The organism is Maridesulfovibrio sp., from assembly GCF_965230075.1.
GTDB lineage: Bacteria > Desulfobacterota > Desulfovibrionia > Desulfovibrionales > Desulfovibrionaceae > Maridesulfovibrio.
On the sequence record NZ_OZ245945.1, the window covers coordinates 1,585,251 to 1,600,225 of the forward strand.

The 14,975-nt window shown below is 45.1% G+C and carries 15 protein-coding genes; 2 read left to right on the forward strand and 13 right to left on the reverse strand.

Translation table 11 applies throughout. From position 1 onward, the window contains the following. Positions 1 to 15 precede the first annotated feature (15 nt). A complete protein-coding gene (locus ACO05Z_RS07145; protein ID WP_421901474.1) occupies positions 16 to 453 on the forward strand; it encodes a hypothetical protein in 438 nt (145 codons plus the stop codon). A gap of 17 nt (positions 454 to 470) precedes the next feature. On the opposite strand, the gene ACO05Z_RS07150 is transcribed toward ACO05Z_RS07145, so the two are convergent. The 5 genes from ACO05Z_RS07150 to ACO05Z_RS07170 form a co-directional block, all read right to left on the reverse strand. Then, complete coding sequence (locus ACO05Z_RS07150) at positions 471 to 1,241, reverse strand: substrate-binding periplasmic protein (RefSeq protein WP_421901475.1); 771 nt, start codon at positions 1,239 to 1,241, stop codon at positions 471 to 473. Between the two features lie 74 nt (positions 1,242 to 1,315). Continuing rightward, positions 1,316 to 2,227, reverse strand: a complete 912-nt coding sequence (locus ACO05Z_RS07155; RefSeq protein WP_421901476.1) for a bifunctional enoyl-CoA hydratase/phosphate acetyltransferase — start codon at positions 2,225 to 2,227, stop codon at positions 1,316 to 1,318. A 65-nt stretch (positions 2,228 to 2,292) separates the two neighbouring features. Next, positions 2,293 to 2,772, reverse strand: a complete 480-nt coding sequence (gene ilvN, locus ACO05Z_RS07160; RefSeq protein ID WP_421901477.1) for an acetolactate synthase small subunit — start codon at positions 2,770 to 2,772, stop codon at positions 2,293 to 2,295. Positions 2,773 to 2,871: 99 nt separating this feature from the next. Beyond that, positions 2,872 to 5,994 (reverse strand): EAL domain-containing protein, encoded by a 3,123-nt coding sequence (locus ACO05Z_RS07165; protein WP_421901478.1) that lies wholly within the window; start codon positions 5,992 to 5,994, stop codon positions 2,872 to 2,874. 87 nt (positions 5,995 to 6,081) lie between these two features. Further along, positions 6,082 to 8,283, reverse strand: coding sequence for a transglutaminase domain-containing protein (locus tag ACO05Z_RS07170; RefSeq protein WP_421901479.1), 2,202 nt, complete (start codon positions 8,281 to 8,283; stop codon positions 6,082 to 6,084). Between the two features lie 238 nt (positions 8,284 to 8,521). On the opposite strand from ACO05Z_RS07170, the gene ACO05Z_RS07175 reads away from it, so the two are divergent. Then, positions 8,522 to 9,226, forward strand: a complete 705-nt coding sequence (locus ACO05Z_RS07175; protein WP_421901480.1) for a hypothetical protein — start codon at positions 8,522 to 8,524, stop codon at positions 9,224 to 9,226. A gap of 109 nt (positions 9,227 to 9,335) precedes the next feature. On the opposite strand, the gene ACO05Z_RS07180 is transcribed toward ACO05Z_RS07175, so the two are convergent. The 8 genes from ACO05Z_RS07180 to ACO05Z_RS07215 all read right to left on the reverse strand — a co-directional run bounded on the left by ACO05Z_RS07180 (position 9,336) and on the right by ACO05Z_RS07215 (position 14,507). After that, the gene (locus tag ACO05Z_RS07180) at positions 9,336 to 9,647 is read right to left on the reverse strand and encodes an iron-sulfur cluster biosynthesis family protein (protein WP_421901481.1); all 312 of its coding nucleotides are present in this window, start codon (positions 9,645 to 9,647) and stop codon (positions 9,336 to 9,338) included. Between the two features lie 151 nt (positions 9,648 to 9,798). Further along, positions 9,799 to 10,635, reverse strand: a complete 837-nt coding sequence (locus ACO05Z_RS07185; RefSeq protein ID WP_421901482.1) for an AraC family transcriptional regulator — start codon at positions 10,633 to 10,635, stop codon at positions 9,799 to 9,801. Between the two features lie 10 nt (positions 10,636 to 10,645). Continuing rightward, positions 10,646 to 11,038: a cupin domain-containing protein gene (locus tag ACO05Z_RS07190; protein ID WP_421901483.1), complete on the reverse strand. Its 393-nt coding sequence runs from the start codon at positions 11,036 to 11,038 to the stop codon at positions 10,646 to 10,648. Positions 11,039 to 11,192: 154 nt separating this feature from the next. Next, entirely contained in the window at positions 11,193 to 11,588 is a 396-nt protein-coding gene (locus ACO05Z_RS07195) for an OsmC family protein (RefSeq protein WP_421901484.1), read from the reverse strand. Positions 11,589 to 11,717: 129 nt separating this feature from the next. Then, positions 11,718 to 12,179 (reverse strand): YkgJ family cysteine cluster protein, encoded by a 462-nt coding sequence (locus ACO05Z_RS07200; protein WP_421901485.1) that lies wholly within the window; start codon positions 12,177 to 12,179, stop codon positions 11,718 to 11,720. Positions 12,180 to 12,219: 40 nt separating this feature from the next. Next, positions 12,220 to 12,669, reverse strand: a complete 450-nt coding sequence (locus ACO05Z_RS07205; RefSeq protein ID WP_421901486.1) for a GtrA family protein — start codon at positions 12,667 to 12,669, stop codon at positions 12,220 to 12,222. Between the two features lie 146 nt (positions 12,670 to 12,815). Next, the gene (locus ACO05Z_RS07210; RefSeq protein ID WP_421901487.1) at positions 12,816 to 14,018 is read right to left on the reverse strand and encodes an MFS transporter; all 1,203 of its coding nucleotides are present in this window, start codon (positions 14,016 to 14,018) and stop codon (positions 12,816 to 12,818) included. 51 nt (positions 14,019 to 14,069) lie between these two features. After that, entirely contained in the window at positions 14,070 to 14,507 is a 438-nt protein-coding gene (locus ACO05Z_RS07215) for a MarR family winged helix-turn-helix transcriptional regulator (RefSeq protein ID WP_421901488.1), read from the reverse strand. Between the last annotated feature and the right edge of the window lie 468 nt (positions 14,508 to 14,975).

Here is a 14,975-nt window from a genome sequence, read left to right on the forward strand (position 1 = left end):
TCAGGGGAAATTTAAATGTTTGCTTTCTATGGTTCTATCGCGGTTGTTGTGGCTTCTTCCGTGATTTATCACCTTGCTCAAAAAAGTATTGCCGGGGGCGGTTCTATCTTCGGTTCTCTTGCTTTTGCTTATGCTATAGCCATGGTGTTTAGTCTGGCGGGAATGTTTTTCCAGACCGGAAAGATAGAAGTGTTGGATATTATAAGCTTTAAGAACTGGCCGGTTTTGCTATTGGGATTAGCGGTCTTCGGTATCGAAATCGGTGTACTGCTGACTTACAAAGCCGGAGCCAATGTAAACACCTTGCCGATTCTGGTTAACGGGGTGGTTATGGCATGTCTTATCCCTCTTGGAGCTTTGATTTACAGGGAGCACATATCAATTACATCCGTTTTTGGGATATTGTTGATCGGTTCCGGAGTATGGCTTTTGTGTTCGTCAGGGCATGCTTGATAGGTTATGTGTCATTATCAATAGCACGGAGTGAGCATGTTCATTTTAATGCCAATTCGGTGCATGGCTTCTTCGCATTCATCTGATTCTTTGAATTCTTTTAATAAGCGTGAAAATTTCTGGCTAATTTTTCCACTGCCCGGTTTGCGGGTGAATCCGATATAAAGTGGGGTCACGTGAATCGCAACAGGGCTGGCTACAATCTTATCTTCCAGATTCATGCCATCTAAAATATGGTTGCCCACCGTAAGGTATCCGGCAACAAGATCAACTCGTCCGGCCATGAGTTTCAGGAAATTCTGACGTAAATTTTTAACCTCATCCCTATGAAACATTGTGCTGTTGTCGAATTCTTTTCCGTATGTATAACCTTTTATTGTACCGATGTGTTTGCCATTAAGTGAAGGGACTCCGGTGTACACAAAAGGATCATCAAAGCGTTTGAATATTACAGATGTTATGAACATGAGCGGCTCATCGGGATAGATCAGCCAGCGTTGCCTTTCTTTGGTTTTGCGCAGGCCGAAAATACCATCCACTTTGCCCGATTCAGCCATGAGTAGTGCTCTTTTCCAAGGAAGGAATTGGACTTCGAACCGCGTATGCATCTTACCAAAAGCCACTTTTGCTAATTCAACTTGCAATCCTTTAGCCGTTCCATCTTCTTCATAGTAGTATGGAGGGAAGGGGTCGGTTGCAAAAGTCAGCTGTCTGGCTGCAAATCCATATGCAGGGGACAATAGTATAGCCATCAAAATGACTATGATCGATTTTGATAAGTTTTTCATGCTCCCCCTTTTTCGACCGTTGCCTTTACAGCATTTATTTTATCAGCTTACAGAGCCTGTCTCCATAAATAAGCTCACTTTCCCGAAAGATAGCAGGCCAGTGCTATGGAATGGAATTTTGAGCTGTCGGAATCGCCCCTTGATGAGACAACAATGGGGACTTCACTGCCTACAACCACGCTGGCCATGGTTTTTCCGGCAATGGTAGCCAGTGCTTTGTATAGGATATTGCCGCTCTCAATTTCAGGGGTGAGCAGGATGTCAGCACATCCGGCTACAGGATCGTCGATTCCTTTGCAGGTTGCCGCTGTTGTGGAAATGGCCAGGTCCAGAGCCAGCGGTCCGGCAACGAGGGCATCACCGAAAGCGCCTTCTGCTGCCATTTTCGAAAGGATATCGGCATCTAGTGTGGCGGGCATGGCCGGATAGTTCACTTTTTCTGTGGCCGCGAGGATGGCCGCTTTTGGCTTTTCCATACCGAGGCTGCGCGCAACATCGAGGGCGTTGCGCAGGATATCCGCCTTGCGCTGCAGGTTCGGTTTAATATTGACCCCGGCATCAGTCAGCAGGATAAGTCTTTGCTGGGAGGATGCTTCGAATACAGTTACGTGGCTGATGATACCTTTTGTAGGTACTCCGGTCTGTTTGTTGAGGATGGCTTTGAGTACTGTGCTGGTGCTGACCAGCCCTTTCATGATCAGGTCGGCCTTGCCTTCTTTGAAGTATGATACTGCGACAGCTACTGCTTCGACATCATCACTTTCATCGTGGAATTCAAATCCGTCAATGTTCAATCCGTGTTCTTCCGCTACAGCAATGGATTTTTTCTTGTTGCCGATGAATATCGGCTCGGCAATACCTTCTTTATGCGCTGTGAGGGCGGAGCGGATAACAAATTCTTCAGCGCATGGGGCAATTGCCACTCGCGCAGGCCGTTCATGATTACGAACTGCTGTAATGATTTCATCTAAGGATGTTATGGTCATGTGCGCACCTTTTTACGGTCTGGAAGTTCCGTCTGGTTTTAGATCAATCCCGCAATAGTTAAGCGTTATTCATCACCACGTTTGAGTGCGATCATGCCGGTACGGCAGAGGCTTTTTATGCCAAAAGGCTGCAATATCTTTATAAGGCCTTCAACCCTTTCCTGGTCCCCGCTGAGTTCTACAGTAATGGTTTTCTGGCCCATACCGACAACATCGGCCCGGAAGACTTCGAAAATCTGCATCACCTGTGACATGGTATCTTTGTTTACTTCAACCTTTATAAGCACAAGCTCGCGGTCTACAAATTCCTTGCGGGCGAGGTCGTCCAGTTGAATGACAAAGTCCATGGCTTTGAGTTCTTCAGTGACCTTGGTTATTTCTTCCCGGCTGCCTTCGGCGCAGATGACCATGCGTGACACATCCATGTTCTCTGTTTCACCGCAGGAAATGGAAGTGATGTTGATTTTATTATCTTGAAAGGCGGCTGATGATTCGGCAAGAACCCCGGTTTTGTTTTTTACAAGTGCGGATATGGTATGTTTCATCTTTACTCCTGAAAATGACAGTTCTTTTTCTTGGAGCATACACGCAAAACTATCCGTGAACAAGGCGGGACAGCAAAAGAGGAGGAGGGGGTGGCGGTATTAAATTGTAGTTAATCCGGGAGGGCAGAAGCCTTCAGAGCGCATCTTGACCAGTTTTTCCGCGTCTTCTTTGGTCTGGGGTTTGTCAAAGTAATAACCCTGAACGTAGTCGCAGCCGATATCTTTGAGCAGAATAAGCTGCTGCCTTGTTTCAACACCTTCTGCAATGACATCCATGCTCAGGCTGTGCCCCAGGGCATTTACTGCACGGACAATTTCAAGTGATTCGTGGTCTCCGGCCATGTGGCTGACAAAGGAACGGTCAATCTTAACAGTGGAAGCAGGGAAGCGTTGCAACTGGGCCAATGATGAATATCCGGTACCGAAGTCATCAACAGCCAGTCTGATTCCCATTTCACCTATTTTTTTCAAGTTTAGGGAGGAGGCTGCATTGCGCTCCATGATCGCGGATTCAGTTATTTCCAGTTTGAGGTTGTCAGCTGGAATCTCGGTTTCCCGCACAATTGTCTGAATCGTCTCAGCCAGATCCGGTTTGGAAAGCTGGCTGGGAGAAAGGTTCGCGGTCAGGAAAAGGTCACTGGCATTGGGGTAGCGCCTGATCCAAGAAGACATGAATCTGCATGCTTCAAAAAGTATGATCCGGTCGAGTTCAACGATCAATCCTGTTTCTTCTGCAACAGGAATAATCTGGTCCGGAGTCAGGAAGCCACGTTCCGGATGGTTCCAGCGCACAAGTGCTTCGAAACCGGCCAGATTGCGGTTCTGCATGCTGTAAACAGGCTGAAAATAAGGGAAAAATTCATTCTCAGGAATGCCCTGCCTTATTTCGGTCTCTATCAGCAGGCTCTGCAGGGCTTTTTCGTGCATGGTTTTGTTGAAGACCTTGAACTTGTTCACCCCTTGTTCCTTGGCCTTGTACATACTGATGTCGGCATCACGGATGATGTGTTCGGGGTGCTCATAACTGGAGGTCTTAAAAACAATGCCGATACTGGAGCTGATGACTACTTCCCGCGAAGATATATTCATCGGCTTGCGGATTTCATTGCGAATGTCGCGGATTATCTGGATGACCATCTGGGGAGTGGAAAAATCATCAATCAGTACCGCGAATTCATCACCGCCCATCCTTGCCACGGTATCAACCGGACGCAGGCAATGCTTGATTCTTTTACCTACTTCAATGAGCAGTTCGTCACCTGCCTGATGGCCGAGGCTGTCATTAATGCGTTTGAACATATCGATATCGAGCATCAGGACAGCAAAAGTCCTTTCAGGTATTTTGCGGGACATGTCCAGTGTTTCTTCCAGGCGTTCAAGGAAAAACGTGCGGTTGGGCAGCCCGGTCAGGGAGTCATGCAGGGACTGGTAAGAAAGCCTGCGTTCATATTCTTTACGTTGGGAAATATCATCGTAGATTATGAATGTTCCGGAAATTTCATCATTGTAGAGAAAGGGGTACCCAAGAATTGAAACCGGGATCAGTCTGCCGTTTTTATGGCGACGCATATCTTCGGTCCGGTATGTCTCTCCGCCGAGGATTTTTTTCAGGTTTGCTCTGATCTTACCTGTGTTGGTCGGAGAAAGGTTCTCACAGCAGGGTGCCATTTCTTCAGTGGAGTAGCCGAACAGTTTGTTGAAGGCCCTGTTTGTGTCCACCACATTACCTTTAGAGTCAGTTAATGCTATGGCCTGCGGAGAGCTTTCAAATAGCTGCATGAACCGGGATTTGTGTCTGAAAATTTTGCGCTCGGCTACAATTTCCAATGTGGAATCGAAGGCGGTGCCTGTGTACAGGACGGGATTTCCTTGAGCATCATAGGAAGTGCGGGCGTTAACGGTAACCCATTTTTCTTTCCCGTGGCGGTGGTTTACACGTAGCAGCATGCCATTGACCGCTCCATCGGAGAGTAGCCTTTTCAGGAATTTTCGACGTCCTTCATGATTATAGAGAAATCTTGAGGCCTGATCGTTTTCGACCAGCATTTCGTCTACGCTGTCATATCCCATGATTGCAGCCAATGCCGGATTGGCTACTGTAACTTTTCCAGAAGCAGATATCTGGAAAATGGCAACGGTGGCGTTTTCAAAGATTGAGCGGAATTTCTTTTCGCTTTCCAGCAGGGCTTCCTCTGCTTGTCTGCGCAACAGAGCTGCTGCGACCTGTTCGGATATAGCCACCATCAGGTCAATGTCCCTAGAGTTGTAGACTCCGCTACGTTCGTAGGACTGGATTGCCATTACACCCATTATTTTCCCCCCGAATTTCAGGGGGATGCCCATCCATGATTTCGCAGGGGAGCCGACATGGTTAATGCTGTTGGTCCTCTGGTCACGGAAGTCATTTTCATCAAGCAACAGAGGATGTTCTGCCTTGATCACTTCTACGCTCAGGCTTTTACCTTCTATCATCGGCAGGACTGTATAAGGTGCCATGAAATCTTTTTCGTCAGCGTAGTAGGGAAAAGTTAATGTCTTTTGTTCTTCGTCGTATAGTCCGACAAAGAAGTTTTCAGCTTCAATGAACGGCTTGAGGCTTTCGTGAACCTGCTTGAGGAAGATGGGTGTGTCTGCAGTCGAATTTAGAGCAGATGAAATTTTGTATAAAATCAGGTTGATATTTTCAGTCTGTTTTCGTGCTGAAATATCGCGAAGGGATTCAATTGCGCCGATTGTGTTACCGTTTGCATCCTGTATAGGTGCAGCCTGAACCCATAGGTTGGTGCTTTTACGGTTGCCAAGGTTCTGAATACAGATTTCAGCGGCAAGAGCTTTTCCCCTGCGACTGATGGCACCGTATTCAATTTCCCCCAGCTCATCACAGCCGCTGACAAGATCAATCAGGCCGGGAGTCCTTTTTCCGTGAATGAGTTTGATGTGCTCGAAATCGCCTTTGCCTATGACTTTTTCAGCCTTAGTGCCCGTGAGTTTTTCAAGTGCAGGGTTCCAAGCAACGACGATCCCGTTTTCATTAATTATGAACGCAGGATCCGGAATGAACTGCAAAATGCTTACGGCGGGAGAGTTCGGTATGAGAGTCGATGCATCAAGGCCGGAGTAAGTTTTTTCGACCAGATTTATGAAGTCATTCAACTCATCGGCCAAATCCGTAGACTGACTTCCGATGGTGTCTTTTAGTTGTTTTTCCAGCAATTCGTGCATCGTAGTATGGGGATACGTTAATAATTGTTGAGTTGCAAGTCAGCTTGTCTCATTTTTGAAATATCATAACCTTGCGCCATAGTAACCTTATTTTCCGATTTTGTGGACAGAAATAGTCGGTTCGTTCTGTTTGTTACGTTGCACGCTGATCAAATAATATTCTCCATGTGGTGTTGCTATTTCCCATGTTTTACTGTTGGGAACCATTTTACCCCGAACAGTCTTTTCAATAATTTGGAATTTAGTCTTGTCTATTAGTCTGGATATTGAAAAATCTTTGAAGTATTGCGGGCTGCGCTTCATTTTTTCAAAAGAAGGAAGGCTAAATTTAATGCTCTGCCATTTTGAATAGACAGCCTGAGTTTCTGCTGTTGCGTTTCTATTTCCAGTCTGTCCCGGAAGTTGCGGGTAAAACGGCTGCCATTTTTCGCCATCATGGAATTCTATCCAGCCCAGTTCATCTAGGTAACGGGCCGGGACTCCGGCACTACGCATGATTGCGGTATTTAATATACAGATGTCTGCAAATGAGCATGCTTTGCGGGTATCCAGTACTTGGATAGGAGTGAGTGCATTCCCCATTGTGCCACTTTTTACTGATGATATTCCGGTATTTAATGTCTCAATTTTTTTGAATAGTTTTTTCAGTCCACCCACTTTATTAAGGTTGAATTTTTCATACAGGATTTTACGCCAATTGCTTTGTTGTTCGTACATTATGCGCGGGTTGAGGATGTATTCTTCAAAAATGCTGTCAGCGTATTTTAGACCTATTGATTCAGTCTCTTTTCTTGCCAGATCAGCGAATTGAGCATTCTCAATCAATTCAGAACCATTAACAGTCAACAAGTCTGCCACAGGCAGTATGGAAATTAATTTAAGCAGTGAGTCGCTGTTTTTAGGCGGACAGGTGGCAATTGCCTGCAATACTTGCGGGGTGTTCAGCCCGGATTTTGCAATGTCAGAGACATTATCAGGGGCTGCGATTTCAGCTCCGTTTTTCATGCCTGCCAGCATTTGTAGGCGTTTGTTTTTTATAGAATCAAATTCCGCCTTCTTGGTTCCTTCTGAGTTTTTGGGCGGTGTTGGGATATTCAAGGTGTCCTTGTAGGCAAATTTAAAGCTGATTGTGCCTTCTGGTCTGTTGTTAGGCTGCATCCTGAGCAATACAGAAGGACGCGTGGGTTGTTCTCCCGGAATCCAGATTGATCCTGTGTATGCGGAATCTTCACCGTTTGATGCAGAGATAAGTACAGACCCCGGCCCCAATGTGATTTCCGCTTTGCCTTCAGCGTCGGTAGTTTTTCCGGCAACAGGGCGAAACGAGGCATAGTTCAGGACTGAAAAAAATATTCGTGTTTCAGGCAGAGGGTTGCCCTTGGAATCGGTGACCAGAATTTTAGCTCTGCTTGCCGGGGCATAACGGGCAGTGGTGTTAATCAGAGTGCAGCCGAACGCACGGCCCAGAATCGGGTAATCTGTTGAGCTTGCATTGCCGTATGCATAGGAAACCACCAGCGGAGCCTTGCGGACAGAACCGCTGAACCATGCATGGTCAAGTCCGTAATCAGGGTTGGCTGATTCAATGTAATGCCATTTCCCATCTACCTGAACTTCTGTCCAAGTGTGGTTGTCATTGGAGTGTTGCCATGCCGGAACCATGGCCTGTCTTGCGGGGATGCCTACACTGCGCAGTGCGCTGACGGTGAGAATTACTGCTTCTTCGCATCTTCCCCAGCCTCTATTAATGGTCATAAGCGGGTTTTGGTCCCAGCGCTGAGTGGACTTGAACCCTGTTTTGGAAAAACACCATTGGTTTACGGCGAGTACAGCCTCTTCCATTGATGTGCACTCAGTAACCAGAGGGAGAAGCTCAGAATAAAATTGTTTGCGCCAGCTGACCGCTTTTTCCTGACTCACGCGGTGAGGCAATACATAGTGCAGGAAATCGTTCCAAGAAACGTTTCTCCCCCACGGGGTAGATCTGCGGGCAAGGAAGGCATAGTCGAGGTTTTCGGCTAGCTCATCAGCAGAAAGGCCGGCCCGGTCTGAAGGGGGCAGGTTGGCGACTAGAAATTGCGCGGCCTGACGTCTTTCCGGTTTCTCATCATATCTGGAAATGAAGTCTTCTAATTCAGCATGGTTGCTGCCTGATGTTTCAAGTATGGTTTTTATTGAGTCGGAGTAGGGCGAAAGTTGCTCTTGAAAATTCTTAGTTGAACAGGCGCACAGGGAAATGCAGAGAAAAGTCGCGGTGATAATATATGGTAAGTTCTTGAGTGCCAGCATGAGGATTGGTTTAGCATATAGTCCGTGGCATGTAAAAATGGTTCATCCGGTTAATCAGTGTCAAAGCCATATTTAAGGATAAGTAGTCTTCTGTTTTTCAGATAAGCATTAATTCCTGTGTTTTCTTGCTGTATTAATGTGTCTTTATTGACATTAATATTGGATATATAATACCGAAGATAGTATTGATGACTGTTCGCAAAATTATCAGATCATTATTACTGTCGGAGGATTTATTGTGAATAAAAATGCAATGTACAATGAGGATTTATTGCGTTGTGCCCATATTATAGGTAGCAGTTTTAGGGATATGCATGATTTGGTGTTAAGTGTGCAGGAGTTTGTGCATTTTAATTCAGTACATGGCAGAGATCCAGATAATGAATATCACTTTAGGCATGATCTCAATGTTAAGAAACTTTTGCTGGCTGCACTTTCGTCTGATAAACAAAAGCCTCTTTTAACATGTGGACCTAGAGCGCGGCTGATGTATGATATTTTGAGAATGTATAATATTACATCTAAATTGCTCCAAGTTTATACTAGCGATTATGAAATAGTGAAAGGACATCAAATAATAGAAGTGTGGAATGACCATGAAAGCAAGTGGGAATCTTGGGATCCAGATTTTAATGTATATTACCTTGATAAAAAAACAGGGCGCCACATTGCCTATGATGATTTAGTATTTGGTGATCTTGAAGATGTGTTGCCGTTTAATCGAAATTCTAAAGGCTGGAGTGATACAGGGACAACTGTCTTAAAGGAGCATTACTTTCAAGCAATAATGTACGATTTCCCTGATTTTCACATGGATCACTCTATCCTTGTAAATAAAGATAGATTGAATCTTAGTAAGAGATTCAAATATGGAACTAAATACATGACCTTCCGAGAGTGGGCTCATGATAGCTATGGTTTTCCTAAGATTGTTTCGTTTTAACTCTCAGTAATTTTGATTTTTGGTTCATGTACTCTTTGTGCATAAAAAAGACCGGAACCATAAAGGTCCCGGTCTTTTTAGTACAAATGGTGTGTTATTGGCGTCATGATTAGCCGCAACCGCCGCAGCAGCTACCGCAACCACCTTCGGCTTCTTCGAAGACGAGGGAGGAAGAGATTTCAATGCCCATGGGGGAAAGGTCGATTACCATGGGCTTAGCCTGTTCGAAAAGCTCCTGATCAACTACAAAGTCGTAGCCTTCAAGATTGATGGTTTCATCACCTTCTTTTGCGGAATCAATTCCAAGTGCCAGACGTGTGCCGCTGCATGCGGAGGCGATGTATATGCGAATCGGCTCTTTGTCTTTTTCTTCAAAGTGCTGATCAAGAACTTCTTTCGCTTTCTCTGTGATCTTAAGCATTATTTTCTCCTTTTGAGGTTGGTTTTCTAACAGAATAGCCCTCATACAAGGTAAGTCAACCTGAATAGAGCAAAAAAAAGTTCACTATTTGCTCTGCTTCTGAATGCGCATGTTTTGTATTTAAAAATCCTATTTGCTGGTAGGCTTTAAGCTATCTGTTCTCCCGGTGAAAACGTCCGGGTGAAATACCTATTACCCTTTTGAAGTGGCGGGAAAAATGACTTTGGTCAGAAAAACCGGAATTAAGTGCTGCTTCGATAAGTGTTTCCCCGGCCTGAATCCGGGCTTTGGCTCCGTGAATACGGCGGGAGATGATGTGTTCTTGCGGTGATAGTCCGAATTTTTTTACAAATAGTTTCTGAAGATGAAACGGACTGAGGCAACTTGTTTCCGCTAGCTTGTTCAAAGTTATTTTGTGTCTGAAATTGTTGTCGATGTATTCTTTTACCCTGCTTAAGGCTTCATGTTGAGGTCCGGTTTTTTCCGGAATGATTCGCTTACTGCTGAAATTTTCCAGAGCATGATAGAGAAATGTGTTCAGGGCTGCTTGTTTTTCAAGTGTTGTTCCTGTTGTTTTCGATAGTGAGAACAGCTCGTTAAATGAAGACCTGTCAAAATCTTTGTAAACAACAGCAGGGTCAAAATGCGGGTCGGCACATGCTTTACCGCTAATCTCTTCAGCAATACTTTTCATATATGAAGGGGTGACGCATAGGGCGCGGTATGAGTGGGGGCCGAATTCATCTTCGCAGATAGATTCACAACTGTGAGATGTGCCGGGGGGAAGTATGCACATCTCCCCGGCACGATATGTTTTGGTTTGGGAATTAATACAGACCCTACGTTCACCCTGATCTATCAGGCTGAATATGTAACTGGAATGAACGTGACGCGGAAAGCGGTTTGCGATTTTGCTCGCCTTCACAAGTACTGCCTCAGGCAGTTCTTCCAGTTCATGGAAGGTTAGTTTTGTATTTTGCTTCGTCATTTGTTTAAGTTCATATCAAAGCCGGGAAAAACTTGGCAAGCAGAGTCAGACCTTCCGGTCCGGCCTTTACACTATGTTCTTTCCCTTTGGGGATAACGGCGAATTTACCGGGATGATAAGCGGTGGATTTATCTGCAAGGCTGGCATTTCCGCTTCCGCCAATGATTTCGTGTAATTCCCATTGGGTTTCATGGATATGTGTTTCAAGGGTGCAGCCGGGATCAATTCTGACAATGTGGCAGCTCAATTGTCCTTCTGTTTTGTCTCCGGTGATAAGGTGCTTAAGGTAAACTCCTTCGAATGCGGGATGCGGGTTCCAGTCGAGATTTGAGCACTGGATAGAACCGGTTGCGGTTTCAATTGTGCCGTTTGCGGCAAGGATGGGGAATTCTTCAGTAGTCATTATGTCCTCCTGTATGTTGGTGTTGGCCGTTTTATAAGCGGGATCAGGAGGAGCAGTATTGTACGATCTTGTGAATGTATTTTGTGCAATAAAAAAGCGGACAAGATTTAACTCTTATCCGCTAGCGTTGAATCAATGTGTTCGCAAAATTTGTTTAAACTATTTCAAGCTGAAAAGCCGGTGGACTCAGAAGCAGTTTCTTGATGGGACAGAGGTCCAGTGCCCGGAGCAGGGCGGCTTTGTATTTTTCAGGAAAACCTTCGGGGATGGTCAGTTCATAGGTGAACTTGGCTATCTGGTTTCCTTGTTCATTGTATTTGTATCTGACTTTCAGTCCCAGACCCTCCATGGGCAGGGATTTTGACTCACAGAATTTGCGGGCATAGTGTGCCGCACAGGTTGCCAGTGAAGCCAGAAAAAGATGTGTAGGTTCCGGTGCAGAACCTTCCCCACCTTCATTTACAGGCATATCAACATCAATACAGTAATCATCACTGACAGCTGAAAGCTTCTGGCCTGAGCCGAATTCAATTTTGATTTCATTATTCATCATGACTCCAATTCGTCATAAATGTTGAGAAAAATCACAGTGCTGCGGTAGCGATGTAAGTTAGCCCGTTACGCAGGGAAAAATCAATGCTTTTTGTGCAGGTAAAACGGGGAAATACGTCTTCAGGTTTTATTTGCCGTCCGGGATGTGGCCCGATTTTATACTGTCATCGTCCTGCATTGCATCATGCAATACTTTTTCAAAATCGACTTCAGTGGACATACGGAAACCGCAGCTAGCGGGTAGTTCTCCAAATTGCATGAAAATTGAGGGGTTTGGAAAGTTGCGACAAAGTTGAGGCCGATTTTCATAGTCGCTGCAAGTGCCGTCTTCGGTAAGGCTGGTGCAGGAAAATTTAAGGTAACCTTCTTCAGTTTTTCCGCATATCTCAAAACGGGACAAAAGCTCGTCTTCTTCAATGGCTTTCAGAAATTGTTTTTCACTTTTCAGCCATTTACCACCAACATGAAGGCATATGGAACGGCAGCAGCTTCCACATAATTTACAGGAACCGCGAATAACTACCGCTTGTCTTTTCCGTTTTAAACGCCATTTGCGATATTGAAATTCTAGATATTCAAATAGATTCATCCGGGGAAAATAGTCCGCTATGGTGCTGAATGCAAGGGGCTTATAGCAAGGGCTTACCGGCAACGCGGAAATTTACATATAGATTGAGCAGGTAATTCCAAAGACCGGTGATTAGAGAGACGAGGATTCTTGAAATGAGATACTGCCATTGTAGGATATCGACCATTATGTACATCCCACCGGTAACAATGACCAGTCCGGTTCCGGCTATGAGCAGAAAGCCGAGGTAACCTTGCTTGAATTCACGGGTGGTACCTTTGAAAACCAGTCTGCGGCTGATGAGATAGTTTATGGAAACAGCAATAAAAAAGGCGAGAGCTGCCGCGAAAACCGGGGACCAGCCGAAACCATCGGTAAACAGATAGAGCATAGCCAGATCAAAGAGAAATGTTCCGCCGCCTACGCAGGTATAGCGCAGAAAACGCATAACCCTCTTAACATCCCATGAGGAGAGTTGTTTGCCGTGTCTGTTTCTGGATTTGGATTGCACTATCATATGCGAGCAGAAGGCCAGCCAATAATGGAAAAGTCAAGGCTGACCAGCAAAGGTGACCTATTTGTAATATTTCAGCTATAAAAAAGGCCCCGCTGATTGAGGGAGCGGGGCTTACGGGGGTAGCTGTGGCTAATACGAAATTATCCCGTCTTTTGAAATAGTTCATCGTTAGTTGGGCTTGGTTGCCGGATGGCTATCAAGGCTAAGGGTTGGAAAATAGCCAGTATGATTGCAAGCAGGCCTACCCATTTCATGCCGACCAGTTTACCTGTGGGGCCGGTGCTTAGAATTACCGAAGCCACAAGTGCGCCGATTCCGTTACCTATGTGCTGGACGGATGAGTAGAGGGACATGAATCCTGCCCGTTCATGAGGGGCCGGAAGCTTTGAAGCTTCGGTGGTTGCCGAAACATTCCTGAAGCAGACCATACCCATAAACATAATAAAGATGACCAGTAGGGGAGAGCTGGGGGAGCGCATAAAGCCGTCATAGAGAAAGATAAGCAGTAAAACAGTGCCTATAATATTGGTCGGGATAGGACCTATTTTGTCTGAGGCTCTGCCGCCTATCTGGATAAGAATCAGGCTGAAAACGCCTCCTACAAGGTACAGGAAGCCAAGCGAGGATCTTGGATAACCTAGATTAATTTGAAAGTAAGCGGAAATATTGGGAATGATGGCGTATGATGATATCATTGCAGTTATCATCATGAAGAATGCCAGCAGGTATTTTTTATTGGATAACAGTTGTCCGAGTGAAAGTTCTGTGGTTTTAGCCTGAAGATGTTCCTTCATGGATGGTGTGTATCTAGCGATCAGGAAAAGAAGGATAAAGCCAAGGATTGAGATGGCGTAAAAAGGAGTTTTCCAAGTACCCCATTCTGCCAATTCCAGACCGAAAGGGATCGCGGCGATTGCGGAGACGGAAAATGTTCCCATAACAATTGCCATTGCTTTTCCCCGCCTTTCCGGTGGGACTGCATCGCAGACCATGGAAAATGCAATTGCCGCCGCAGGGCCACCGAATAATCCGGCCAGAATACGTGCTCCGATCAGGCTTGAAAGGTTCCAGCAGAAAGTTGCGCATAGGGTTGCGAATGCGAGTCCGAATACAGTGACAACAGCAACATTTTTGCGGTCAAATCTATCCAGAAATTTTGCGCAGGCAAGTCCTGAAAAGCCTACTGCAAGTGTGTAGCAGCCGCAAATAAGACCGATGTCGGGGTTGGTCACAGGTAGGTCTTTGGATATGTCCGGTCCTAAGGGCATGACCATCATAAAATCGATAACATTAAGCAGCTGGATCATTGCCGCTACCCAGATAATTCTATTTTCCTGTTTCATTTTAATTTCTCCGAATAGACGTATGGTGTCCATACGTTTAGATTAAAAAAATTACAAATGATCTTCGATCATATCGTATGCCTTATCAAGAAAACCTTCGAGAATTGTTTTATTTTCGGCGCTTAAAGAGGCTAAGAAGTTTTCCATCTCTTTATGCTTATGTTGATGGTATTCCACGTGAGCCTGATAAGCGGTCATGCCTTTTTCTGTGAGAGTGGCAATTTGACGGGTATTGTTGCTTTCGTCTGTTCTTTTCTCAACCAACCCCTTGTTTTCCAGTCTCCTTACAATTTGAGAAACCGTACCTTTTGTTACGCCTACCAGCCGGGATATCTCTGAAATATAGACGCCCCGACGGTCTCCAATCAACTGAATGATGTGGATTTCGCTGCGGTAAATGTTCACGTCAGTGCCAAAAGATTTGTACGTCTTTGTAGTGTTGGAGATCTTTTCAACCAGCATCATGTATTTTTCTACTATCGGATTCATGTTTGCTTCATCGTATGGACACCATACGTTTGTCAAGTGGAAAAGTGATACAAAATAGAAAGGCCCCGCTGAATGAGGGGGTGAAATCCTCGTCAGCGGGGCTTGCGGCGTTCGGGTCAGGTTGCGCCAAACCTCCCTTGTGCCGTCTGGAAGAAAGGGTGTTTGTCCGGTGAAGAACAAAGAGTGAAAGTAAAATTTTGTTGAGGAGGAATCCTTCCCGTGCCTCGTTGATCCGTTTATATGGAACGGCTTTCTATATGTCTAATATATAATTTATGCCTATTTGATACTTTTACAGTATCAATTGACGAGGGTTCGGGCTTTGCTGTTGATAATTATCTTTCAAGATAATTTTCAGAATTAAATTTGCTTTTGAAGGGGATTGAGTTTGTAGTGTTCAGTGAATTGTTTCTGTTTTGTTTTTTCTGATCTTATGGGTTTTATAAAATTTCATTTTGTATTAATTGG

Coding starts and splice junctions, on each gene's coding strand:
- ACO05Z_RS07145 (WP_421901474.1), top strand. CDS start 16: ATGTTTGCTTTCTATGGTTCTATCGCGGTTGTTGTGGCTTCTTCCGTG.
- ACO05Z_RS07150 (WP_421901475.1), bottom strand. CDS start 1,241: ATGAAAAACTTATCAAAATCGATCATAGTCATTTTGATGGCTATACTA.
- ACO05Z_RS07155 (WP_421901476.1), bottom strand. CDS start 2,227: ATGACCATAACATCCTTAGATGAAATCATTACAGCAGTTCGTAATCAT.
- ilvN (WP_421901477.1), bottom strand. CDS start 2,772: ATGAAACATACCATATCCGCACTTGTAAAAAACAAAACCGGGGTTCTT.
- ACO05Z_RS07165 (WP_421901478.1), bottom strand. CDS start 5,994: ATGCACGAATTGCTGGAAAAACAACTAAAAGACACCATCGGAAGTCAG.
- ACO05Z_RS07170 (WP_421901479.1), bottom strand. CDS start 8,283: ATGCTGGCACTCAAGAACTTACCATATATTATCACCGCGACTTTTCTC.
- ACO05Z_RS07180 (WP_421901481.1), bottom strand. CDS start 9,647: ATGCTTAAGATCACAGAGAAAGCGAAAGAAGTTCTTGATCAGCACTTT.
- ACO05Z_RS07185 (WP_421901482.1), bottom strand. CDS start 10,635: ATGACGAAGCAAAATACAAAACTAACCTTCCATGAACTGGAAGAACTG.
- ACO05Z_RS07190 (WP_421901483.1), bottom strand. CDS start 11,038: ATGACTACTGAAGAATTCCCCATCCTTGCCGCAAACGGCACAATTGAA.
- ACO05Z_RS07195 (WP_421901484.1), bottom strand. CDS start 11,588: ATGAATAATGAAATCAAAATTGAATTCGGCTCAGGCCAGAAGCTTTCA.
- ACO05Z_RS07200 (WP_421901485.1), bottom strand. CDS start 12,179: ATGAATCTATTTGAATATCTAGAATTTCAATATCGCAAATGGCGTTTA.
- ACO05Z_RS07210 (WP_421901487.1), bottom strand. CDS start 14,018: ATGAAACAGGAAAATAGAATTATCTGGGTAGCGGCAATGATCCAGCTG.
- ACO05Z_RS07215 (WP_421901488.1), bottom strand. CDS start 14,507: ATGAATCCGATAGTAGAAAAATACATGATGCTGGTTGAAAAGATCTCC.